Source organism: Desulfatibacillum alkenivorans DSM 16219 (assembly GCF_900142135.1).
In the GTDB taxonomy this organism is placed as follows: Bacteria; Desulfobacterota; Desulfobacteria; order Desulfobacterales; family Desulfatibacillaceae; genus Desulfatibacillum; species Desulfatibacillum alkenivorans.
The window spans coordinates 17,082-39,085 of record NZ_FQZU01000030.1 but is presented as its reverse complement, the minus strand read 5'-3'; the positions used below and the strand labels follow the sequence as shown (position 1 = coordinate 39,085).

Below are 22,004 nucleotides of genomic sequence, written 5' to 3'. Positions count from 1 at the left end.
TACAAAAAAGACGTTTTTGCATTTCGACGCTTTAATTAATCGGCGCCGGTCCAGGCCCCTTGCAGGCTAACCAGAAAGTTATACAATACAACCATGTCTTTCAAGGCCTGGACGAAAAAAAAATGCCGGACGGGTCCGGCGATGCGCGGGGGCAAGGGAAGTGAATCATCAGGTTATGAGGGCATAGAAGGATCAGATGGAGGTCAGGGAGTCGAGAATTCCTTCCAGCAGGTCTGTGGGCTGGGCTTCCAATTCCTGTAAGGTGCGGTTATTGATCAAGGATATGTATCCGTGCAACAGCATCCAGCCGCGGATAACCCGTTCCCAGATGTCGGCGTCCGCAGCGTTGGGCGTTTCGCTCAAAACCTCGCGCACCGCCGTCTCCACATTCACCAGCACTTGCAGGGCCGCCATCTTTTCCGCCAGGGCGGCGGGCTCCATGGGCGTGTCTTTGTAATCCGCGTATTTAGGGCCCTGGCGGTTGAACATGACCTCGTAGTAGGCGGAGTTTTCCAGGCCGAAGGAAACGTAGACCACGGCCATCCTGCGGATTTTTTCCCTGGGGGAGATATTCTGGGCGGAGACCTGGGAGAACAGGCCCCCTAAAAGCTCAAATCCACGTTTTTGTATTTCCAGGTATATTTCATCTTTATTATTGAACTGGGCGTAGATTTCCTCTTCCGTCATATCCAGGGCCACAGCCAGTTTATTGATGCCAAGCCCGTGGAAAGCCCCTTTAAACATGATCTGAACCGCTTCGCCCAGTATGCGCCCTTTGATTATCTCCGCTTCGTCTTCGTTGATAAATGCTTCGTTCATAGCTGCGTCCTTTTTAAGTCTCTCACCCTGCATAAGTTAAGAATCCCCGCCCTTGCATGTCAAGGCGGGCTTGCATTTTCAGCCCGACAGGGCTAAGGTCTTGATCAAAAATCGAACAAACGCTCTTTTTCTCGCGGCGGGGATCATTCCATCGCCGCCTCTTTCTTTTGCAAAGGATGTACCATGAATGACCTGTTCTTACCGATTCGCCCCTTGCGGGGATCGTATATACAAACGCTGATGGCAAGCAGCCGGTACAGGGCTTTGGGGAAAAACCCCATGGTTTCCGCCTCCCGGGAGGTGATCCTTCATTGCGAAGACCGGGTGAGGCTCCAGGGCTTTTATTCACCCCAGGCGGAGAGGGATTCCAAGGGCCTGGTGATTATGCTGCACGGCTGGGAAGGAAGCGTGAACTCGTCCTATATCCTCAGTTCGGGGCGGCGTCTGTACAATCTGGGCTATGATGTTTTCCGGCTGAATTTCCGGGATCACGGAGAGTCCCATTATCTTAACAGAGGCATTTTTTTGTCCATCCTGCTGGACGAGGTTTTCCAGGGAGTGCATCAGGCCGCAAGATTGAGCGGCGGCAAGCCGGTTTTCCTGGCGGGATTTTCCCTGGGCGGCAACTTCGCCCTGCGCATCGCCGCCAAAGAGCCGGGCCATCGCATCCCCAACCTCAAGCAGGTTGCGGCGATAAGCCCTGTGATCTCGCCCAATCGGGCCTGCGACGCCATTGACGCCGATCCTCTAATCCAATGGTATTTCATGCGCAAATGGAAAAGGTCCCTCGCCGTCAAAAACAAGCTCTTCCCCAGCCTGGGCCTGGAAAAGGTCCTGGCCGAAGCCAATCTTCGGGATATGACCCAGGCTTTGCTGGACATCTATGAGGCGGGCTATGAAAAGGCCCATGATTACTTTGACGCTTACGCGGTGAACAACGGCTGGCTCAAGGACGTTCTCGTCCCCACTCTGATTGTAACGGCCGCAGACGACCCGGTGATCCCCGTGCAGGACTTTTTCGGCCTGGAAACCAGCGCGGCCTGCCGGATGATCATCCATCAATACGGCGGCCACAACGCCTTCATCGAATCATTCACCCGCACATCCTGGGTGGATCATAAGCTGCAGGAGATCTTTGCATCCCATCTAAACTAAACGAGGCGTGCAAGTAAGGACGGGCTTGACTCCCCCATAAGGCGGCCAACGGCGTAATAGAAATGCATTATATATGAGGCCTGCGGGCTCGCATGGGCGGACTGGCTGGATCACGCTCTCCGAAAACATAAAAGGCCCACTCGCAAAATCCAAATAAAAGCCAATCAATAACCACAGTATACCGCAAATCATGGAAACAAACCATAAAGAATAAAACACAACCTATGTGTCCCAAAAACTCCTATTGTGGCCAAATTTCACCTGCAATTGTTAGAAAATGATAAAAGGTGATGATAACCAATACTATCTAAACAGCAATTCTTTATTGTTGATTTTACAGTCTATTTTCAAAAAGTGTGAAATATATTACATTTAACTGGTATTATTTAGGATTTTCACGAACGTTTGATATTGACAGATTGCGCCCGGCTTGCTACGAATGCGGAACGTTCAAATGATTTCTCAAATAGAGGTTTTTTACTGTGAATGCGTCCCTCCATGTTGACAAGAAACAGTGGTATGCCCTTTATACCAAGAGCCGCCACGAGGCGAGTGTAAACAACTATCTGGCTGCGAGATCCATAGAGTCATTTTATCCGCAAATGCGGATGCTTAGCCGCCGTAAAGATCGCAGAAAGATGATAGATGTCCCTATGTTTCCGGGTTATCTATTCGTCAGAGCCGCTTTAAGGTCCCAGGAGCATTTCAGCATTCTCAAAGCCCCTGGCGCCGTCACCCTCATTGGGAACACCGGCGGCGCCATCGCCATTCCCGAGGACACCATCAGTTCTCTGAGAATCGTCTCTCAGAAGGAGGCGCTGGAAACCGGCCCCTGCTATCACGCCGGAGATCTGGTTTTAATTGTTTCCGGTCCTTTCGCCGGGGTGACGGGCGTTTTCATGCGGAACAAGGGCGGGGGCAAAATCCTGGTAAACATAGACGCCTTGGGGCAGTCCGTGGCGGTGGAGATGGGCGGCGCCGACGTTCAGTTGATGGAGTCGTACCGCAAAGCCGGATAGCCGGCTTTTCAGGCATAAAAAAACAAAAGCCGGAAGAGACCTTATCACGTCTTTTCCGGCTTTTTCATTTTTTGAATCAGGCCTTGTTAAGGGGCGCCGTCCGCCAGCTTTTGATAGGTCGGGTTATTGGGCTCCAATTGCAGGGATTTTTGAAAATATTCCCTGGCCAAATCGTGCAAGCCCAGCTTTTCGGCCGATTTGCCGGCCTGGGCGTAAAAGGAGGCCCTGTCCGGCTTCAATTCAATGGCCCTCTGCCAGTCTTCCAGCGCGCCTCTGTAGTCTTCAAGCCTCCATAGCACATAGGCCCTGTGATTATGCAGCCACGGGGACGGCTTTTCCGCCGTGGAAATCGCCAGCGAAGCCTGCTTTTCCGACCTTTCGTACTTCTTCAGCCTGCTGAGAACCTGCGAGAACAGGAGGTGGTACCGGCTGTTATCCGGCTCCAGGACCGTGGCTTTTTGGATGCTAAGCTCCATGGCGGGCCAATCCTTGTTTTTATCGGCGATCCTCGCCAGCCAGTAGAAAGCCTCGGCGTTTTCTTCCTTATGAGCCAATTCCCCAAAAATCACCTGGGCGTCTTCAAGATCTTCCTGTTCAAAATAGGCTCTGCCGATGAGGATTTTCAGGCGCGAGGAGACAAAAAAATCCTCCACGACCTGTTTGTAAAACGGGGCGAAAAACGCCAACTGCTTTTCCCGCCGATAGATGTGGAAAATTCTCTCCACGTCCTTTTCCAGGTATTCAGAGTAGGAAAGACCGTAAAGGAACTCCTCCGAGGCTTTTTCCGGCTGATTGTTTTTAAGCATCAGGCTTCCCAAATGGATATAATTCCAGCCAGTGTTTTCAAAACTCAAATAGTTGAGGGACTGCTTATAATAGTCAATGGCCCGGGCGTAATCCCCTTCCCGCTCCAAAAGGGAAGCCATGGCCTGATGGGCCTGTCTGGGCAGGATGCTTTGGTTGATGGCTTCGGCCAGGCCCGCCTTAAGCTGAGGCTCCAGCTCGGGGGTCCAGTAGTTCTCCTTGGTCAAGTGATAAACGGAAGGAGGATAGATTCGGGCGATATGTTTGACCACCTGCCTCAACTCCTGATCCTGCCGGCAGTAGGCCAGGCATCTGGCCAAATGCATATTGTATGTTATGCCATTGGGCCGCAAAGACACGGTTTGCCGGAACGAATCCAAATAGGAGCAGTTCCTGCCCTTTTCAGGATGCAACTCCTCCATCAGGGCCTGAGCTCTCCCCAGACCGAACCAGCATGCCGCGTCCAGAGGGTTTTCCTCCACGGCGGTTTCAAAGACGCTAAGCGCCAAGGCCGCGCGCTCCTGTTTGGGTTTGATGGATATTGTGGCGAAAGAGGCGTCCAGGCAGGCGTTGCCGTAGGCTGCCAGAATCTTTAGGTTGTGGGGGTCATGATGATAAGCCTTTTCGATAGCCTGAACGGCCAGGCCGTAATGGCCGGCCTTTGTTTGATTTTTCGCTTTTTCAAAATAAATCTGCGCCGTCAGTTTATGCCCGAGGACATAAGTTCCTGCAAAAAAGACCACAAGCACCGCGACGGCTGCAAGAAGTCTGGCCGAAAAAAAAGCCCCAGGAGGGGCTTTTGAAGAATCGTGATTATGGGGCCTGGCCACTGGAATCCTTTCCCGGCGCCTGCTTGGTTCGAACGGCGTCAGGTTCCGTAATAGCTGGAGTAATACTTTTCGTAATATTTATAATAACCCTCGCGATGCACGTCAACCTGATTGAGCACTGCGCCCACCACATTGGCCCTGGCGTTCTTAAGCTGATCCACCGCCTTCCTGACCAGGTCCCTGTTCACGCCTCCGGCCTTCACCACAAAAACCACTCCGTCCACATGGGGCGCCAGGGTGAGGGCGTCGCTGGCCGGCAGGATAGGGGGGGAGTCCAGAATAACCACGTCAAAAAGCTCCTTAAAACGGGAAAGCAAAAACAGCATCCGTTTGGAGCCCAGCAATTCCGATGGATTAGGCGGCAGCGCGCCTGAAGGAAGCAGGAATAAACCGGGCTGAGGCGTTTTGAGCATGGCGGCTTTTATGCCTGCATTGATAAAAGGCAGCGGCTCTTCATCGGCGGCTGCACGCTCATAAATCTCCGTCAGGTTAATGGCGAAAACAGTTTTGGGTTCCGCCTTCATATCCATGGCCGGCTTGAATTCGTACTTTCCATCGTTCATGCCGAGAGCCAGGCGAAGGTTTTGGGCAAGCTGATTTTTTAACGGTCCGCGCACTTGCTTTTTTTTCAAAAGGCCGGCGTTTACCAGGACCATGGGCAACTTCTGCCCCGTGTCCCTGGCGCGTTTAAGCGCTTGTTGGGCCTGCTGGGAAGTAATCAGGGCAAGCTGCACCAAGTGGCTGGCCAGGCTGCGCTCCTCCGGGCAGTTGACCCACGTGCAGTCCGCCAAGTCTCCGGCCAGAAAATCCAAATTAATTAACTTGTTTTCGGTTTGCGAGGACAGTTGCAGGCGGCCGGTCCTCCGTTGCTGTTGAAGCAGACGAATGAGATCCCCCACGCTCATCTTGCCCAAGTCCCCCTCGGTGACGGGGGTTCCCATGACCCGGGACAGCAGGCCGGTCAGGCCTATGACCTCATTATTCACAAGGAGCTTGCTTAAAGAGGGCTTTCTAAGGTCGGCGTCGACCATCAAAACGCTGCGCCCGGCCTCGGCCAGGTTAAAGGCGTAATTGGCCACGGTCAGGGTTTTGCCTTCCGCCTCGCCGGCGCTGGTGATCAGCAGGCATTTCAACTCGGACTCAAGAAAAGAAAGGTCTATGTTCGTGCGAAGCGTCCGATAGGACTCGGCAAAACGGCTTTTGCCTTTGTAATTGGCAAGAAACAGGGAGATCAAATCCCTGGTGCGTTTCTTGGTGCTCAGTTTTTTTGGTTTCATGCAAGTTCCTTTTATAGACTGACTGTCAAGCCGAGGCCTTTACTGTTTCGACTTTTTCGGATCTCCAACAGGCACCACGGTGAGCACGGGGACCTCTAGATAGCGTAAAACTTCATCTTCCGTCCTGAAGGTCTGGTCCAGGTATTCCTGCAAGAAGGAAAGGCCCAGACCGGCCATGAGGCCCAGCACCAGGCTCAACATCATGTTCAGGCGTTTTTTGGGACGGATGGGATTAACCGCGCTAAAAGCCGGTTCGGCGATGCGGATGTTTGAGGTGTCCACGTCCTCCACCACGTCGGCTTCCTTCAGTTTTTCCAAAAGGGTGTCATAGAGTTTCTGGTTGGTGTCCACATTGCGTTGGAGAATGCCGTATTCCAGTTCTTTTTTGCTGGTTTCCAGGGCGTCCTTTTCAAAGTCGGAGATGTTCTTCTGCAGGGCGTTTTCCTTGGCGATCAAAACGGAGCGTTCAGCCTCCATGCTTGTAAGCTCCTTTTTGATTTCCTCCCGGAATTTGAGCCTCGTCTCTTCCAGGGCGGATTTGGCCTGGACGATCTTGGGGTGCTTGGACTTGTATGTCTGGGACAAGGTGGATAACTCGGTGTCCAAACTAAGCAGCTTGGAGTACAGGGTGCTGATGATGGGGCTGTCTATCAGAGAGCGGACTTCCACGCCGCTATTTCCCGACTGAAGCATTTCCCTCAGCTTGCTTAGTTTGGCGTCCAACTCCTGTCTTTTATTTCTCGTCTCCAGATAGGCGGAGTTGAACTCTTCAATCTTTTGCGTGATGAGGTCAATCTTTCCTTCCACGGAAAAAAGCAGGTGGTTTTGCTTATACTCCACAAAATCCTGCTCCGCCGCCTCAAGATTTTGCTTCATGGCGTAGGATTGATCGGCGATCCAGGCCAGGGTGTTGCGGGACGCGGCCAGGCGATTGGCTGTATTGAACTCGATGTAGGATTCGGCCAGGGTGTTGGCGATGTCGCGAGCCTGCTTGGGGTCCCGGTCTTCCACGCTGATTTTCAACAGACGCGTGTCCCGAACCTGCTCAATGGAGATTTTCATTTTAAGCGCTTCGGTAAGCTCCAGGAGGACCTCGTCGGGCGTTTTGGGGGGCTCTTCCTGGGAGAGCAGCAGCTTGATATTGTTTTTCACCTGGGCCAGAATCTGGCGAATGGGGCTGATCTCCATATCCTTGGAGTACTCGGGCCTGTCCAGCTTTAACCTTCTGATGACCTTTTCCAGGACGGGGCGCGATTTAATCAGTTTAAAGTGGGTGTTAAAGGTCAGGGTTTGGGAAGCGAAACTCTCGAAATCCATTCTTTCTCCGGTGAGAGGAGACGCCGTTTGCTCCTGTTCAATAACCAGGGTCGCCGTGGATTGATACACAGGCTCCGTATAAATGGTGAACAGCGCTGTAAGAATGACGACCGCAATCAGAACAAAGAATGTGGTCCATTTATGCTTCAGGATAACGTGATAATAATCAGCAAGGTGGGGTGCAATTTCCTGTTGCTGGGGCGCTTCCATATTTTGCTCCGGTCTTATGAATCAAAAATAATCAAAGAGGTTAGAACCAGGTTTCAGGCACATGGATCCGATCGCCCGGCTCCAGTTCCGGATCGATGAGTTTTCCCTCGCGCACAGCCACCAGGTTGATCTTGATAACGCGCTGCTCTCCGTTTTCAACGCGGATAATGGACGCCCTGTGGGGCGCGGCAAACTTGTCGAATCCGCCCGCCATCACACAAGCGTTCAAAGCCGTCAGCCCGGGTTGGTAATCGTACACCCCGGGAGAAGCCACCTGGCCGTCCACGTAGATTTTACTGGAAGCCAGGCTGAGGGATTTCTGGAAGGGGATGTAAACCACGTCCCCCGCCTCCAGGACCACGTCGTTGTTCAGGTCCCCCTGGTCGAGAAGGCGCCTTAAGTCGATCTTGTCGGGATCCTTGGCGCTGACCAGCGTATTCATGTCCGTACTTGCTTCCACTTCCGTGGCGGCGCTTCGCAAAAGGTAGGCGACGTTGCCTCTTTCGGGAAGAGCGCCTCCCGCCTTGGCGATAAGCTCCATCAGGCTGAGGCGGGAGGTGGACTCATAGCTGCCGGGGTTTTTAACGGCGCCGGAAATGTAGTAGTGAATGCTGTGATATTCCGTAATGACAATATGCACCTGGGGATCCACAAAATAATCTTTTTCCAGAGGAATTCGAATGGACTCCTCAAGTTGGGGCACCGTCCGATCCAAAGCCATGACCTGTCCGACCATGGGCACGGAAATCGTTCCCTGAACCGATACGGTCAACTCCATGTCTATCTGCTGCTCGCCGCCAGCATAAACCTTCAAACTAAGAACGTCCGTAGCGCCGATGCGGTACTCGTCCCGTTGCGCGAAACACGCTGCAGGGAGCGCAAGGCGCAATAATACGCACACCGCCAAGCAAATTGCTACGGTCATACTGCTCAACTTGCATTGTTTATTCATTTTTAATCCGAATTCACCCGGAAGGCGAAGCCCGCCGGGTGTATTAGGTTGGAATTTAAATGTTTTTAAAATCAATGACTAATTGGCGCGGCGTCCGAATTCCAGGGCCGTGTCTATTCTGCCCATCACGTAGGTGTTGTCATAGCTGTAAGCCGCGACATTGGAATCCCGGTTCTTATATCCCCCCTCGATGGATATAATGACGGGTTCAATGATCTTGTAGCCCAAACGGGCGCCCATCTCATAGGTGTCGTCTTCGCGCAGCACCAAAACACTGGATGAATTCAGGCCGTACGTGGTTTCGTAATCGCTTTTTCTATAGGACGTCCACACATCCAGGTAGATCTTTTCCAGGAACCGATGCCCTCCGGCAAGAGAAAGCTCAGGGCCTTTGTAGTACTCGTTTCCGGACCCGGCGTCGTTGAAGTTGCTGGAAAAAGCCGCCCTGACGTAGCTGCGGGGATCGCCGTCATCCGGAGGATTCTGTCCTTCCAGGGCGACCCTGTAGGTAAAGGTTTCAATATCCTTAATTCCCACGGCGTCAAACTCGCGGCTTTGGTAGCCGGCGCCGGCCTCCAACTGGAAGTAATGGAACTGCTGCCGGTAGATCAGCTTGCCCTGGTGCGAGGTGTAGTCCGAGGTTAGCATGTCATAGTCCCGGGCCCACAACTGGTATTCCAGGTCCAGCGACGACTTGGAGTTCAGGTTGTATATGACATCGAAGATGCCCCTGTTCTCCTGGTTGTCTTCGCTGGCATCATCATCGTAATCGGTAATGGTGTTTCTGTAGGTCGCCTGGCCTGAAAAGCGATCGGTGAAACGGTACAGCGCACGGGGGGAGAGGGTGTTGATGTAGTACTTATCCTTGCCCGTCTCGTTGCTGTACTGGTCCAGCTTGTCAGGGTCCCTGGTCAGGCTGTAGGTCTCGCTCAGGGCAAGTTCCAGGCGTTCACTAGGCTGGGTCATGGCGTTCAACGCCAAATCGTGGCCCACGTAATCGGCCTTGCTGGCCTTGATCTGGCCGGGCTGCAGGTCGTCCGCATCATCGTAAAACGTCGGGCTGGCCGTATAGTCGAAACTGATCATGCTTTTGGCCGTGGAAAACTGCACGCCGATCCCGGGCTCCACCAGATAGGTATGGACTCCGGCGGAATTGGCAGGTGAGGTATAATAGTTGCTGTCGTAGCGATACCCCAGCCCCAGCTTAGGAGTAATCAGCAAAGCCGGCCCAGCCCAGACAAACGCAGCCAAAACAAACGTAATCAAAATTGTAAGGCCAGTTATTGCACGAATTTTTCCCATGAGGAAGAACTCCTTATAATTCAAACCTGGATTTCAAAAGCATTATCGCCGTTTTTGTCCCGCTTAAATCGGGGAAGCGGGATTCGTATCGTTAATTCCGGTTCCGCCGCCGCCTCCACCGCCTCCGCCGCCGGCAACCGTTCCAGGGGCTAAGGACGCGGGACCTGCTGCAGCAGCCGCGGCCGGCGTCGAGGGCGCAGAAGGAGGCTGATAAGCCAGGGCTTGGTCCTGGGCAGCCGACAAATCCGCCCCCGCAGTAATCAAGGCATCCATGGGCGTGGAGAGGCTGGTTTGCGCCGCTGCAGCCCGGCTTTTTATGCTCTCTGCACCAATAGCGTCGGCTGCGCTGGCAATATCAGCCACGACGTTTTGCATCACGACATAGGCGTTTAAAAGGGCCTGTAATTCGTCAGGGGCGGCCCCCTCTACAGCGTCTGCAAGAGCGTTCAAGGCATTCTCCGCCTCAGTCATGGCGTTCTCAAGATCAATGGGATCCCCTGACTCCTGCGCTGCTTTTACCGAATTGAAACTGCCGGCCACAAGTGCATCAACATTACCCGCCGCATAGGCGTTTGTGCAAACCAGAAAGGCCGCAACAGCCATCAGAAGAGCCATTGCCGGTCCGGTTTTAGCAAGGCGGAGCTTAATAACACCTTTCATATCACACCTCCTGTACACCACGGAATTACAAGCGCGGCTTGTCCTTCCTCAAAAAGTATACTGAGAAATAACAGACTATTAATGCATATCGACCTGTCTATGCATAGTTCTCAGCGGAAATATATATCACAGTGGATACCAAAAAAAAAGCAATTAATTAATACCCTGACGTCTTTAATTTTACCCGGCGCCAATGATTTTCAGGGGAGTAGTGTTTAGTATGTGATGCACTTCACTTTCTTCCATCATCTCCCCAAGTATTTTATAGGCCTTGGACAATCCCGGCCTGCGGTTTGTCAAATCATGAGCGTCCGAGGCCGCCAAATGAATCAGCCCCAGGCTGCAAAGGTCCTGGCAACACTTTCTGGCCCGGCGGCCCAGGCTTCCCTCCAGGCTTTGCGCAGTGACCTGGCATAAAGCGCCGGCGTTGACTATGTCCTGCATGATCGAGGGCTTTTGCTGGACAAGAGGCAGTCTTTCTCCATGGGCGATGACGGGCGTCAAACCCATGACGTTCAGGCGGTTAATAAAGGCGATCACGCCCTGGAGAAGAAAAGGATGCGGCAATTCCAATAAAAGATACCGGCCTTTGTCGGCGAAGGACAAGATGTCTCCGGATTGAATCTCCTTTAACAATTCGCTGCAAAGATGCGCCTCGCACCCTGGAAGCACCTTTAAGGGAATGTTTTCCTTGGCCAAGGCTTCGCTGAAAACCCGATGGGCTTCCAGGATTCGCGCACGCGGGTTGTGGTACGATCCGTTCAGCGTGTGGGGGGTGGCGGCCATGACCGTAACGCCGTCATCCACGGCCGCCCGGGCCATCTCCAGAGCCATCTTTAATGAGGACGGACCGTCGTCCAATCCGGGGAGAATATGCGAATGTAAATCAATCATCAAAAAGGTGGGCTTCTACATACATGGACCAGACTTCGGCGCTGACTCTCGGGGGGCGAAAAACCAAAAAATGCTCGGACACGGCATGGCCCATTTCATGGGCGAGAACGCCCACGCGGACGTCTTTACTGTTAACATAAATGGTGGAGCCTATGTGCAGGTACCAGGAGCGTATGTGGCACGGGGCCTTAAAAAGTCTATGATATTCTGCGGCAAGATGTTTTTTGTCGTGCAGCAGGAGGATCCGGACTTTGCCCATCTTGGGGTGCATGTCCAGGATTTCCTGCACCCGCTCGAACAGGGCGTCCACTTTGTTGCTTAAACCCTCTTCCAGGCTGGGGGATGGTTTGGCCTGAAGGACTCTTTTGGCGCCCCAATGCCCGGGCCCGTAGTCTATGGAGGCGTTGAACCTGCGCAAATCCTCCCGGGAAAGATACTGAATCCGGGTGTACTGGGTTTCCAGCGTGTTCCAATCGCCGCTTTGGGCGGCCAGCCCGGGGCGGGCAAGCCCAAAAACCTGGACCAGGGCCCAGACAAAGCATGCGATTTTCGGGCAGGATATCTTCCACCCCATAAGCGTTTATTCCCGACATTACAACTGAAAATGAGCATCTATCCTCTTCTTGACATCCTCTATATTCTCAGCCCATTTCCCGGTTGCATCTTCATGTTCCATTCGCCGGGCCATCTGGTCCAGCGAGTCGCGAATGTCGGAAACTTTAGTATGCAATTGTCCTGCCATTGAGTTGATGCTTTGCGCCAAAGCCTCCACCTGGTCTTTGTTGCGCAGGGTGACCACGGTTTTAAGATTTCCGCCGCCGATTTTTTCCAGCTCCTTTTCCAGGCGGAACAAAGGCCCGGCGATTTTGTGGGAAATCACCAAGGTAAGCACCAGGACAGCCAGGGCTACCATCCCCAGGGTAATCAAATTGGTCATGATCACGGCGGGAAGTATGGCCCGGGAAGTGCTTTGTATCACCAGCCTGGAATTGGAAAAATCGGAGGTAAGAGTATCTCCGCTAAAATAAAAAATAAGCAAGGTTGAAGCAACGGCGCCCAGCAAGACCAGCAGGCAGAACTTTAGAATAAACGCGCCCTGAAAATCCCGTTTGACAAAATATTGCCTGCGGCGGGGCATGATGGCCTTTTCCGGCATTTTCCCCTCCTCAATTTCAGGTTTCGAATCCATCGTAAGCATAAAGCCGCCATAACGCAATTGAACGCGACGGATCAGGCCCCGCTTTGGCCGAACAGGGATTTCTCCGAAATCTCCACACGGCTGCCGGCTTCCAGGCCCTTGATCCATTCGGAAAGAAGGCGGGTCTTTTTTTCTTCCATCACCCTGTCAAAAAGTTCCTCCCGCATGTCTTCAAAGGCGGGCAGGTACGGATCACTCTGCTTTTGCTTCCGGTATAGATCCAGCACTTCCTCCTGGGTCACCAGGGTGTTTGCTTCAATCTCCCGGGCCTTCATGTCCATCAAATCCCGAATCAGGGTGGATTCCCAAAAGCGCTGCACCGAAAGCACAAAATCGGGCCTTGAGTCCAACTCAAGGCGCTTGGCTTCCTGGATCAGCACCTGGCGGGCGACCAGATCCTCCAAAAACTGCTTCTGGGCGTCCAAAGTGAGTTTGTAGTGTTCATCCAGCCGCATTTCCTGGGCCAGCAAATCCCGGAACTCCTTTTGGCATAAACAGTAATCATTAACGCGAAGCACAACCGGACCCTGGTCAGGCTGTTCTTCGGACGTGCAGGAAACGGCATAGATGCACACTGCTGCAATGATGAGGCACAGTAGAACTTTTTTCATGAAATCCCGCTCCTTCGCCTAAAGCATTCGCCTTGGCCTCCCGATAGTCAAACAGGAGGAGCAAGCATTGTTGGGATTTGTGACAAAAATGTTCAGTTTTACTGCATACAAAAAATTGACTGTCTTAGGGACTTTCATCGGGGTCTTGATTTTTTACGGCGCAGCCGCCGCCGCCCCCCAGGGGGATTGGAGAACCCTGGAAACGAAATACATGGTGGTCTATTATCAAAATCCCGACGATTTGAGATTATTGGGCTCTCGCGTCAAGTACGATGCAGGAGGATGGACTCTGTTCAACAGAAGCATCTCCTGGGGCTCTTCCGGCGACATTTCCAAAAAGGTGGACAGTCTGTTCGACCGGGTCCAAATCCTGTTGGACATGAAAAAAAGAACCCCCAAAATCGTCCTGTATCTTTTTCCCGACGACGTTCAGTTCCGAGTCGCTTATGAAAACGCATTGAACGAACGCCCCTCGGGAGGCGTCAGCGCCCGGTACATCCCCCAGGACAAAGCCGTGTACGCCGTGCCGTCAGAGATTGACGAAGCCTCCCTGGCCCGGGAAATGGCCCACGCCGTGGCCAACCACTACCTGATCATTAAACCGTCCCGCAAGGCGACGGACATCCTGGCGAAATACGTGGGCAAACATCTTATGGATCCGAACGCCCCCCAGACCTACTAAAGGTCCGGCGCCCGCCTTGCAATCACTCGATAAAAAACTTGTACAAGAAGTAGCCCAAAGCGATCCAGATGGGAATGCAAATGGCCAGGCCCCAGGCAAGGCCCCGGAAAATGCTGAATTGCTTTTCCAGGTCTTTCCGGCCGAAGGCCCGGCGAATGATCGCCTCAAGTTCAGCCAGTTTAAAGGGCTTGGGAATAAAATCAAAGGCCCCGAGCTTGATGGCCTGGACCGCGGTTTCTATGGTGCCGTATCCGGTGACCATCAGGATGGTGGCCTTGGAGTCCTGGGCCAGAATGCCTTCCAGCACATCCATGCCGTCCAAACCGGGCATGGAGAGGTCCGTGATCACCAGGGCGTACTCGCCCTTGGAATAGGCTTCTATGCCTTGGGCGCCGTCATACACGGCCTGGGCGGAGTATCCCAGGTCGTCAAGCTGCTCCACAAGGGTATCGGCGAACTCCTTGTTGTCGTCGATAACAAGTATTCTTTCAGCAATTTCAGGCTGCCCCAATGTTCCCGCCCTCCAAGTTTAAAACATGCCGAAAGAATACCATTGTTTTCCGGTTCATGGCAACAAGGGTCTTGATCTGAAAACCGTCCCTTCGGCGGCAAACTTCAAGCCGCGAAAAAATGCGCCGCCCAGCGCGGGCGCTTTCCGGCTTAGACCGTCAAGTATGCCAAAACCATGCCAATTCCAACCCAGGCGGGCGTGGACAAAACCAGCCCCAGGGCCGCCTTTTTGCACCGCCGGGTTTTTTGGGCCAAGGCCCTTTCCGTCAAGGCCCTTTCCAGGGTGACTTCCAGCCTGGATTTTTCGCACTGCCGCGGCAGGTAGTCGTAGGCGCCCTTGGAAAGGCATTTCAGGGCCTCGTCCCGGCATTCCTGGTCGCAGGTCACCAGCATGGCGGGCTTGCGGCGGCTGAAGCGCAGGCCGGCCATGCCTTTGGGGCCTCCCCAGTCGGGCATCTCCGAACAGGCGATGACCACGGCGTACTCGCTTCTTTCCAGGGCGGCCCGGGCCTCGTCGCAGGAGCCGGCTATGTCGGCCTTGTAGCCGAGCTGGCCCAGCCTGCCGGCCAGGAGATGGGAGCATTCGCCGTCTTTTTCCATTACCAAAATTTTTTCGGCGTCTTGATTAGCCATAATTTCGTCCTCATGGGGCTGTTCGGCAGCCTATTTGAAATGCTTAGATTTCAGGTGTGTACTCAGGCGCCATCTCCTTAAGCAGCTGCTTGATGGTCAGGCCGTCCCCGGCCATGGCAGCCTCCACCAAGGCGTTCAGGCCCTCGATTGCCTTGTGATGGTCTGTGTTGGGCGCCACGATGTCCTTGTGTTGGGTCTGCATCACGTCTTCCCCAGCGGTGATAAGCTCTTTGTATAATTTTTCCCCCGGACGCAGGCCGATGTTCTTGATCTCAATGTCCACGCCCGGTTTATGGGCGGAAAAAAGCCGGTTCATCAACTCCCGGTTTTGAACGGCGCAAAGAAGCTCATCCGTTTCCAGATGCGGGTACATTTCCCTGATTTGCAGGTTGATGTCATGCAGGCCCGATTCATTTCTATCCGCCATGAGCAGTTTTTTCGGCCCGTATCCTTCAATCTGCTTGCACAACTCTGATCCGATGGAGCTACTCAATAAGACCAAATGGGAGTTGGCGATCTATTGCGTCTGTCGTCAAAACTTGCTCTTAGGTATGCGGTAAGAAACGAGCGGAGGGGGAAATGAAAGGCGTCTGTATAATTCAGACGGGAAAGGCGTGTTTGACAGGATTGAACGGACGATATTGCCGGAAGGGCTGCGCGAATCGCTTATAGCAAACGCCCGTTTTGTTTGTGAGGGGAATATTAGATTGATATTCAATTATCTAACAGAAGCGCTGCGATGGGTTTTGCCGGTTTTGTCTTGCGGACATGGCTCCGCCCTCTCGATTACATCTTCCGTACAGATCAGAGGACAAATCGGTATGATATTCCCGATCGGGGAACCCATTAGAACCTATGGTAATGGTTGGAGGATATAGCTTGGAGGCCCTTTATTGTCAAGGCATAATGCGAAAGCGGCTATGATATTCCACACATCAAAAAATCCATTTTTTCCTGCGTGAAATCCGCTTAAAATTTTCCGGCGCCAGGATTGAGCCATCCGGAAAATGCGGGGTTTATTTATTTTTAATACAAAATTATTCAGAATAAAATGTATCTTTGGAGTATTTCACTATTGTGAACACTGTTAAATAAAAGTTTCTCTGCTGCATTTATAAACACATCTTTAAATCAGTTTTTATAATATTAGTATGTAAATGCAGTGGCCCGAATTCTCTCTGATGCATCAGCAAATGATTTAAAAAAAGTTTAAACAGGTGACCAGTCAGCCTTTGGGCGGCGGCATGCAGCCATTTTTTTAAAGAAGAACAGGTTATATTTGACGTCATATGGGCTGCATGGGGTCAAAACCAATGAAAAAAGGGGTTACGATTTTCACGTAACCCCTTGATTTCTTTGGAGCCGACAAGCGGACTCGAACCGCTGACCTGCTGATTACGAATCAGCTGCTCTACCAGCTGAGCTACGTCGGCGTGATGTTGGAAAAGGCATGTATCACGGGGCTTTGTCAGGCGTCAAGCCGAAAGTGTTAAGAAGGCGTAAAATTCAAAGGAAGCCGCACACTGCAGAAGGAAAATCGGGGGGCAAGCAAGGCTCGCCGAACGCTGGTTTTGACGGATTACGACGCCCGTTCCCGGCCGCCCTTGTTGGCCTGCGGTCCATGGCATTGCATGCCAGGGCTGGCAGGAAGCGCTGAAGGCCTCAGGCGTTGCCTGCGCCTGCGGGGGGGGGGCGTTCGTCCCATTCGCCCGGCCTCTCTGGCTTCACACAATAAAAATTTGCCAGGACAGGGCGGGGCGGGCTAAAATCCCCTGAAATAGCACAGCATTTTCGGAGCATCCGTTAGTCCGTTTACACGCCCGTCAAGGAGGAAACCATGCAGAGATTTTTGTCCTACGCCCTGATATTGCTCTTCCTTATCACCGGTCTGGCTCAGGCGGAGTCCATAGACGCCCTGTGGGACAAGGTTACGCCGCCTCCCGCGCCTGAATTGAAGCAGGTCGCTCCCGATCCGGCGGGTACAGCCCTGTTGGTCCTGGACATCGAAGAGCTTACCTGCAACGCCGACCGCCGCCCTCGTTGCCTGGAGACCGTTCCCCGCATCGCCGCCCTGATCGGCAAGGCTCGCGCAGCCGGAATGCCTGTGGTGTACAGCCTGACGCCCCGGGGGACTCCCGAGACCATCCTGCCGCCGGTCAAGCCCCTTCCGGGCGAGCCCATCGTCAGTTCCAGCGTGGACAAGTTCTGGAACACGGACCTGGAAAAAATTCTGAAGGAAAAAGGCGTGGATACGGTCATCGTCACAGGGACCGCGGCTCACGGCGCGGTTTTGCACACGGCTACGGCGGCCGGGTTTCGCAAGTTAAAGGTGATCCTTCCGGTGGATTGCCTGTCTTCCGCAGACCTGTATATCGAGCAGGCTTCGGTGCACCTTTTGTTGACCGGGCCGGGAACCCGCAGGGTGATTACCCTGACCCGGAGCGACATGATTGGTTTTCCTGAAAAATAGTAGGCAAACGAAATAGCTGAGGGAACCTTGCAAAGAAAGAAACCATAGGGACCGCGCAAATACAAACGAGGAGACCTCGAAACTACCCTGGCGAGGAGGCCTCGCAACCACGAAAAAACGTTTTCAGCTATGCCCGCCTGCCGCCGGACATGTCACATTTTGACAAGCGTTCCGGGTCGCCCCTTTTGTTCTGGCGAACCCAGGCAGTAAACAGCGCTGCCCGGGCCGCCCGCAAGCAGGGCATGGCCTGCACCCCACGGGAAAACCATGGCGAAAAGACCTCGCGACTACAAAAGAGGTAGCGAACAAGGTCCGCCGGACGTTAAACAGGAACAACTTCGATCTTCTTTCCGGGTCGCCTTTATTGGCATGCGGCCCCCAGCATTGCATGTTACGGCTGGCCGATAGGAAAGAAAATTTTCAGCCGGATGCTTTGTATTTGTAAGTATTTAATATCAAATATAAAAATTATATCCCTGACAGGTGTGAAAATGAGCGGGAATTTTTACTTCCAAAAAATTCCCGCTTGACAGGCTTGTTTTTCCGGTGCTACCACCACCCAAAATTCGGAGCGGACGCAAGGTGATCCTCTCAGGGGGATTGAAAAGGGAAGCCGGCGAGATTCCGGCGCGGTCCCGCCGCTGTGAACGGGGACGAAACCCGCATTATGTCACTGGGCTGAAGTTTTAGCGGCCCGGGAAGGCGCGGGGATTAGGAGGATCCGTGAGCCAGAAGACCTGCCCGGCGTCCATGAAACGAACTTGGAGTTATGGCAACGCCCCAAGCTGATGATCTTTGTCGGCTGGGGCTTTTTTATTTTCCTTGGCTTCGCCGACATCCTGCTTGTCAGGGAAAGGATGTATGACAATGGAAAAAACCCAGGTTCAATGGGCTGTCGAGGGGCGGGTAACCCCTGTGATGGAAGAAATCGCGGCCAAGGAGGGCGTTGCCGCCTCGGAAATCCGCGAGCATTTCGCCCAGGGGCGGATCGTCTGCCCTCAAAACGCCAACAGGCCGTGCCGGAACGTGGGCATCGGCGCGGGGCTCTGCACCAAGATCAACGCCTCCATCGGCACCTCTACCGACATCAGCAACATTGACTTTGAAGTGGCCAAGGCCAAGGCGGCTCAGGAAGCCGGCGCCGACACCCTCATGGAGCTTTCCGTGGGCGGGGACCTGGACAAGGTGCGCCGGGAAGTGCTGGCGGCCGTGGACCTGCCCGTGGGCAACGTGCCTTTGTATCAGGCTTTTTGCGAGGCGACGGAAAAATACGGCGATCCCAACAAGCTGGACTCCGGCATGCTTTTCGACATCATCGAGAAGCAGTGCGCGGACGGCATATCTTTTATGGCGGTCCATTGCGGAATCAATCTGTACACCATCGAGCGCCTGGAAAAGCAGGGCTACCGTTACGGCGGCCTTGTGAGCAAGGGCGGCGCTTCCATGGTAGCCTGGATGAAGACCAACAAGCGTGAGAATCCCCTGTACGAAGAGTTCGACCGGGTTGTGGAGATTCTCCGGAAATACGACGTGGTGCTTTCCCTGGGCAACGGGCTTCGGGCGGGCGCCGTGGCCGATTCCTTTGACCGGGCTATGGTTCAGGAGCTTCTGACAAATTGCGAGCTGGCGGAATTGGGCCGTAAAATGGGATGCCAGATGATGGTGGAAGGCCCCGGCCACGTGCCCATGGACGAAATCGAAGCCAACATCATCCTGCAAAAGCGCATGAGCAACAATGCTCCGTACTACATGCTCGGCCCCCTGCCCACGGACGTGGGCGCGGGATACGATCACCTGGCGGCGGCCATTGGCGCTTCCCAGTCGGCCCGTTACGGCGCGGACCTGATTTGCTACATCACCCCGGCCGAGCATCTGGCCCTGCCCAACGTGGACGATGTGGTGGAAGGCGTAAAGGTCGCCCGTTTGGCGGCCCATATCGGCGACATGGGCAAGCTGCCCGAGAAAACCCGCATGCGGGATATGGACATGAGCCGCGCACGCCGGGACATGGATTGGGAAGGCCAGTTCGCCAATGCATTGTTTCCCGAGGACGCCCGGAAAATCCGTGACGACCGTTCTCCCTCCTGCGACGACAAGGTGTGCACCATGTGCGGCGAGTTCTGCGCCAACCGGGCTTCGGGCAAGTTGTTTAACGAGGCTTTGAGTGCAGGAGTCAAGGCCTGATATCGGGAAAATCACGCCATTCATTGCTATGGTTTGCGGCAAGTATTTACAAGAAAGATGAGGCTTGACAATAACTCATTGATCGAATAACACGATTGACAGTTGAGGCGCCCAATAGGGCCTAACAGGGAATCCCGTTAAATTCGGGAGCGGTCCCGCCGCTGTAATCGGGGACCAAACCTGCACATTGCCACTGTTCGCTAAAAGGCGGATGGGAAGGCGCAGGTTTTGGGATGATCCGAGAGCCAGAAGACCTGCCTTAACCGTATAATCCGGACATGCGCGATGGAACGCGTGCGCTGGTTTTTAAATTACAGGGCCAAGAAACTGGGTGCAGCCCTTCAAGCAGTTTTGCTTGAAGGGCTGTTTTTGTTTTGGGGCCGGGAAAAAGCGGGACCGCCTCCCTGGAATATGGGCGGCGGGAGCGGGTTCAAGGACTCGTTTCCGCCGGAAATTTAAAAGGCGCGGTGAAAAATGAAGAGGAACATGGGTTTGGCCGCGTGATTTAACATCCAGGAGCAAGAGGAGGAAGTTGCATGAAAAAGATTTTGTCGGCAGCGTTGGTTTTGGCTTTGGTTTTTTGCGCGTTCAATGCTTACGCCGGACACGGAGAAGCCAAGGAAGTGAAGAAAGGCATTTTGCTGGCGGCGTTCGGCACCAGCGAGGAGTCCGCCAAGGTGTCGTTTACGAACATTGGAGAAGAAGTCGCCAAGGCCTTTCCGGGCGTGGACGTGCGTTGGGCCTATACTTCTCACATCATCCGCCGCAAGCTGGCCAAGCAGGGAGAAGTCATCCCGTCTCCGGCGGAGGCATTGGCCAAGATGATGGATGAAGGCTACACCCACGTGGCGGTCCAGTCGCTGCATACCATTCCCGGCGAAGAGTACCATGCCCTGGTGCAGACCGTGAACGGCTTCCGGGCCATGCCGGAAGGCTTCGAAAGGCTGACCTTGGGCTATCCCATGCTGGGCGCTCAGGATTCCGTCGCCAAGGCTGTGGACGCCGTCATCGCAACCATCCCCAAAGCCCGCAAAGCCAACGAAGCCGTGGTGCTCATGGGCCATGGCACTCATCATCCGGGCAACATCTATTATTCGGCCATGAACTGGCAGCTTCAGCAGCAGGATCCCAACATCATCATGGGAACCGTGGAAGGCTATCCGGAACTGAACGACGTGATTGATTACTTGAAGGCCAACAAGATCAGGAAAGTCTGGATCATGCCTTTTATGTCGGTCGCCGGCGATCACGCCAAGAACGACATGGCCGGTCCCGAGGACGACTCATGGAAAACCCAGCTTACCAAGGCGGGTTTCAAATGCGAGACCGTGCTCAAAGGCGCCGCAGAGTACGATGAATTCGTGGACATCTGGGTCGGCCAGCTTACCAAGGCCTTCGCCCATCTATAGAGGCTGATTGACGTATAAAGGAAATATAGCTCATGCCGGTTAAAATGGACAAAGCAAAATCCCCCGCACTCATCATCGCCGTTTTGGCGGCGATTTTGGGATGCGTGGTTGTTGGGTCCGCCGGCATGGGCTTTTTGTCCGTGCCTTACAGGCAGGTATTGGCTGTGATCTGGGAGCGGGTTGCCGGCGGCGCCGGGGTCGATCCGTTGATTTCCGCCGTGGTCTGGGACGTGCGTCTTCCCAGGATTTTTACCGCGGCCATCGTGGGCGCCGGGCTGTCCCTTTCCGGCGTGGTTTTTCAGGGAATTTTGAAAAACCCCCTGGCCGATCCCTACACTCTGGGCATTTCCGCGGGCGCCGCTTTTGGGGCCTGCATCGCTTTTTTGTTCAACATGATCCATTTCCAGGGCCTTAGCGTGGGAATGTGCGCCTTTGCCGGCGCGCTGATAACTTTGGCGGTGGTTTTGTACTTGTCGAACTCGGTGGGAGGATATTCCTCCAACAACCTGATTCTTTCAGGGATTATCGTGGCCGCCATTTTATCCGCTGGAATCAGCTTTTTAAAATACGTGGCGGACGAAAGGGTGTCGGTCATCATTTTTTGGCTCATGGGCAGTTTTGCTTCCAAAACCTGGGCCGATGCAGGATTGGTGCTGGCCTTTGTGAGTGCGGGCGCCTTCATTTGCCTGTGCTTTGGACGGGATTTGAACTTGATGGCCTTGGGAGACCGGGCCGCCGCCTCCCTGGGCGTGGACGTAAAAAAATCGCGTTTGATTTTGCTGGCGGCCGCCTCGCTGATAGCTGCGGTGTGCGTTTCGGTTTCCGGCATCATCGGTTTTGTGGGGCTTTTGGTGCCCCACATGATGCGTGGGATATTGGGTGCGGACAATCAGAGGCTCATGCCCGCTTCGTTACTGGCGGGGGCCGTATTATTGCTGTGCGCCGACACATTCACCCGGGCCGTGCTTCCTTCGGAACTGCCCATCGGCGTATTGACCGCGCTCATAGGCGGGCCTTTTTTCTGTTACGTGTTTAAACGGGGATTTTCCCAAAAGACCGGGTTTTAGG

21 protein-coding genes, 1 tRNA gene and 2 riboswitches are annotated in these 22,004 nt (G+C 53.8%); of the genes, 7 read left to right on the top strand and 15 right to left on the bottom strand.

Going from position 1 to position 22,004, the window contains the following annotated elements; all coding sequences use genetic code 11:
* Positions 1–192: 192 nt before the first annotated feature.
* The gene (locus tag BUE18_RS19765) at positions 193–819 is read right to left on the bottom strand and encodes a TetR-like C-terminal domain-containing protein (RefSeq protein ID WP_073477912.1); all 627 of its coding nucleotides are present in this window, start codon (positions 817–819) and stop codon (positions 193–195) included.
* Positions 820–1,002: 183 nt separating this feature from the next.
* On the opposite strand from BUE18_RS19765, the gene BUE18_RS19760 reads away from it, so the two are divergent.
* Positions 1,003–1,974, top strand: coding sequence for a YheT family hydrolase (locus tag BUE18_RS19760; protein WP_073477911.1), 972 nt, complete (start codon positions 1,003–1,005; stop codon positions 1,972–1,974).
* 482 nt (positions 1,975–2,456) lie between these two features.
* Positions 2,457–2,993, top strand: a complete 537-nt coding sequence (locus BUE18_RS19755) for a UpxY family transcription antiterminator (RefSeq protein ID WP_073477910.1) — start codon at positions 2,457–2,459, stop codon at positions 2,991–2,993.
* Positions 2,994–3,079: 86 nt separating this feature from the next.
* Here BUE18_RS19755 and BUE18_RS19750 read toward each other — a convergent pair whose 3' ends face one another.
* The 10 genes from BUE18_RS19750 to BUE18_RS19705 form a co-directional block, all read right to left on the bottom strand.
* Complete coding sequence (locus BUE18_RS19750; RefSeq protein ID WP_073477909.1) at positions 3,080–4,627, bottom strand: tetratricopeptide repeat protein; 1,548 nt, start codon at positions 4,625–4,627, stop codon at positions 3,080–3,082.
* Between the two features lie 38 nt (positions 4,628–4,665).
* Positions 4,666–5,904, bottom strand: coding sequence for a DUF4388 domain-containing protein (locus BUE18_RS19745; RefSeq protein WP_073477908.1), 1,239 nt, complete (start codon positions 5,902–5,904; stop codon positions 4,666–4,668).
* Between the two features lie 39 nt (positions 5,905–5,943).
* Positions 5,944–7,431, bottom strand: coding sequence for a GumC family protein (locus BUE18_RS19740; RefSeq protein ID WP_073477907.1), 1,488 nt, complete (start codon positions 7,429–7,431; stop codon positions 5,944–5,946).
* Between the two features lie 40 nt (positions 7,432–7,471).
* Positions 7,472–8,356, bottom strand: coding sequence for an SLBB domain-containing protein (locus BUE18_RS19735; protein ID WP_244549350.1), 885 nt, complete (start codon positions 8,354–8,356; stop codon positions 7,472–7,474).
* A 105-nt stretch (positions 8,357–8,461) separates the two neighbouring features.
* Positions 8,462–9,604, bottom strand: coding sequence for an outer membrane beta-barrel protein (locus tag BUE18_RS19730; protein ID WP_170868416.1), 1,143 nt, complete (start codon positions 9,602–9,604; stop codon positions 8,462–8,464).
* Between the two features lie 144 nt (positions 9,605–9,748).
* On the bottom strand, positions 9,749–10,345 hold the full coding sequence (locus BUE18_RS19725) for a hypothetical protein (RefSeq protein ID WP_073477904.1): 597 nt from the start codon (positions 10,343–10,345) through the stop codon (positions 9,749–9,751).
* A gap of 180 nt (positions 10,346–10,525) precedes the next feature.
* The gene (locus tag BUE18_RS19720; protein ID WP_139264811.1) at positions 10,526–11,239 is read right to left on the bottom strand and encodes a tyrosine-protein phosphatase; all 714 of its coding nucleotides are present in this window, start codon (positions 11,237–11,239) and stop codon (positions 10,526–10,528) included.
* Positions 11,232–11,813, bottom strand: a complete 582-nt coding sequence (locus BUE18_RS19715) for a hypothetical protein (RefSeq protein ID WP_073477902.1) — start codon at positions 11,811–11,813, stop codon at positions 11,232–11,234. The genes BUE18_RS19720 and BUE18_RS19715 overlap by 8 nt, the downstream gene beginning before the upstream one ends.
* An 18-nt stretch (positions 11,814–11,831) precedes the next feature.
* The gene (locus BUE18_RS19710; protein ID WP_073477901.1) at positions 11,832–12,395 is read right to left on the bottom strand and encodes a HAMP domain-containing protein; all 564 of its coding nucleotides are present in this window, start codon (positions 12,393–12,395) and stop codon (positions 11,832–11,834) included.
* A 74-nt stretch (positions 12,396–12,469) separates the two neighbouring features.
* A complete protein-coding gene (locus BUE18_RS19705; protein WP_073477900.1) occupies positions 12,470–13,048 on the bottom strand; it encodes a hypothetical protein in 579 nt (192 codons plus the stop codon).
* A 67-nt stretch (positions 13,049–13,115) separates the two neighbouring features.
* Here BUE18_RS19705 and BUE18_RS19700 point away from each other — a divergent pair, with 67 nt between their 5' ends.
* Positions 13,116–13,730: a hypothetical protein gene (locus BUE18_RS19700; RefSeq protein WP_073477899.1), complete on the top strand. Its 615-nt coding sequence runs from the start codon at positions 13,116–13,118 to the stop codon at positions 13,728–13,730.
* Between the two features lie 22 nt (positions 13,731–13,752).
* Here BUE18_RS19700 and BUE18_RS19695 read toward each other — a convergent pair whose 3' ends face one another.
* The 4 genes from BUE18_RS19695 to BUE18_RS19680 all read right to left on the bottom strand — a co-directional run bounded on the left by BUE18_RS19695 (position 13,753) and on the right by BUE18_RS19680 (position 16,306).
* On the bottom strand, positions 13,753–14,241 hold the full coding sequence (locus BUE18_RS19695; protein WP_073477898.1) for a response regulator: 489 nt from the start codon (positions 14,239–14,241) through the stop codon (positions 13,753–13,755).
* 149 nt (positions 14,242–14,390) lie between these two features.
* Positions 14,391–14,873: a response regulator gene (locus tag BUE18_RS19690; protein ID WP_073477897.1), complete on the bottom strand. Its 483-nt coding sequence runs from the start codon at positions 14,871–14,873 to the stop codon at positions 14,391–14,393.
* Positions 14,874–14,916: 43 nt separating this feature from the next.
* Positions 14,917–15,366, bottom strand: a complete 450-nt coding sequence (locus BUE18_RS19685; protein WP_280173713.1) for a polysaccharide biosynthesis protein — start codon at positions 15,364–15,366, stop codon at positions 14,917–14,919.
* An 864-nt stretch (positions 15,367–16,230) separates the two neighbouring features.
* Positions 16,231–16,306 (bottom strand) — tRNA-Thr (locus BUE18_RS19680).
* Positions 16,307–16,710: 404 nt separating this feature from the next.
* Here BUE18_RS19680 and BUE18_RS19675 point away from each other — a divergent pair.
* From BUE18_RS19675 to BUE18_RS19660, 4 genes are all read left to right on the top strand, one after another.
* Positions 16,711–17,343: a cysteine hydrolase family protein gene (locus BUE18_RS19675; RefSeq protein ID WP_073477895.1), complete on the top strand. Its 633-nt coding sequence runs from the start codon at positions 16,711–16,713 to the stop codon at positions 17,341–17,343.
* Between the two features lie 563 nt (positions 17,344–17,906).
* Positions 17,907–18,102: riboswitch (cobalamin riboswitch) on the top strand.
* Between the two features lie 102 nt (positions 18,103–18,204).
* Positions 18,205–19,527 carry a phosphomethylpyrimidine synthase ThiC gene (thiC, locus tag BUE18_RS19670; RefSeq protein WP_280173712.1) on the top strand — a complete coding sequence of 441 codons (1,323 nt, stop codon included), beginning with the start codon at positions 18,205–18,207 and terminating at the stop codon, positions 19,525–19,527.
* An 88-nt stretch (positions 19,528–19,615) separates the two neighbouring features.
* Positions 19,616–19,803, top strand: a riboswitch (cobalamin riboswitch).
* A gap of 260 nt (positions 19,804–20,063) precedes the next feature.
* A complete protein-coding gene (locus BUE18_RS19665) occupies positions 20,064–20,936 on the top strand; it encodes a sirohydrochlorin cobaltochelatase (protein ID WP_073477893.1) in 873 nt (290 codons plus the stop codon).
* A 32-nt stretch (positions 20,937–20,968) separates the two neighbouring features.
* Positions 20,969–22,003 (top strand): FecCD family ABC transporter permease, encoded by a 1,035-nt coding sequence (locus BUE18_RS19660; protein WP_073477892.1) that lies wholly within the window; start codon positions 20,969–20,971, stop codon positions 22,001–22,003.
* The last annotated feature ends 1 nt before the right edge of the window (position 22,004 follow it).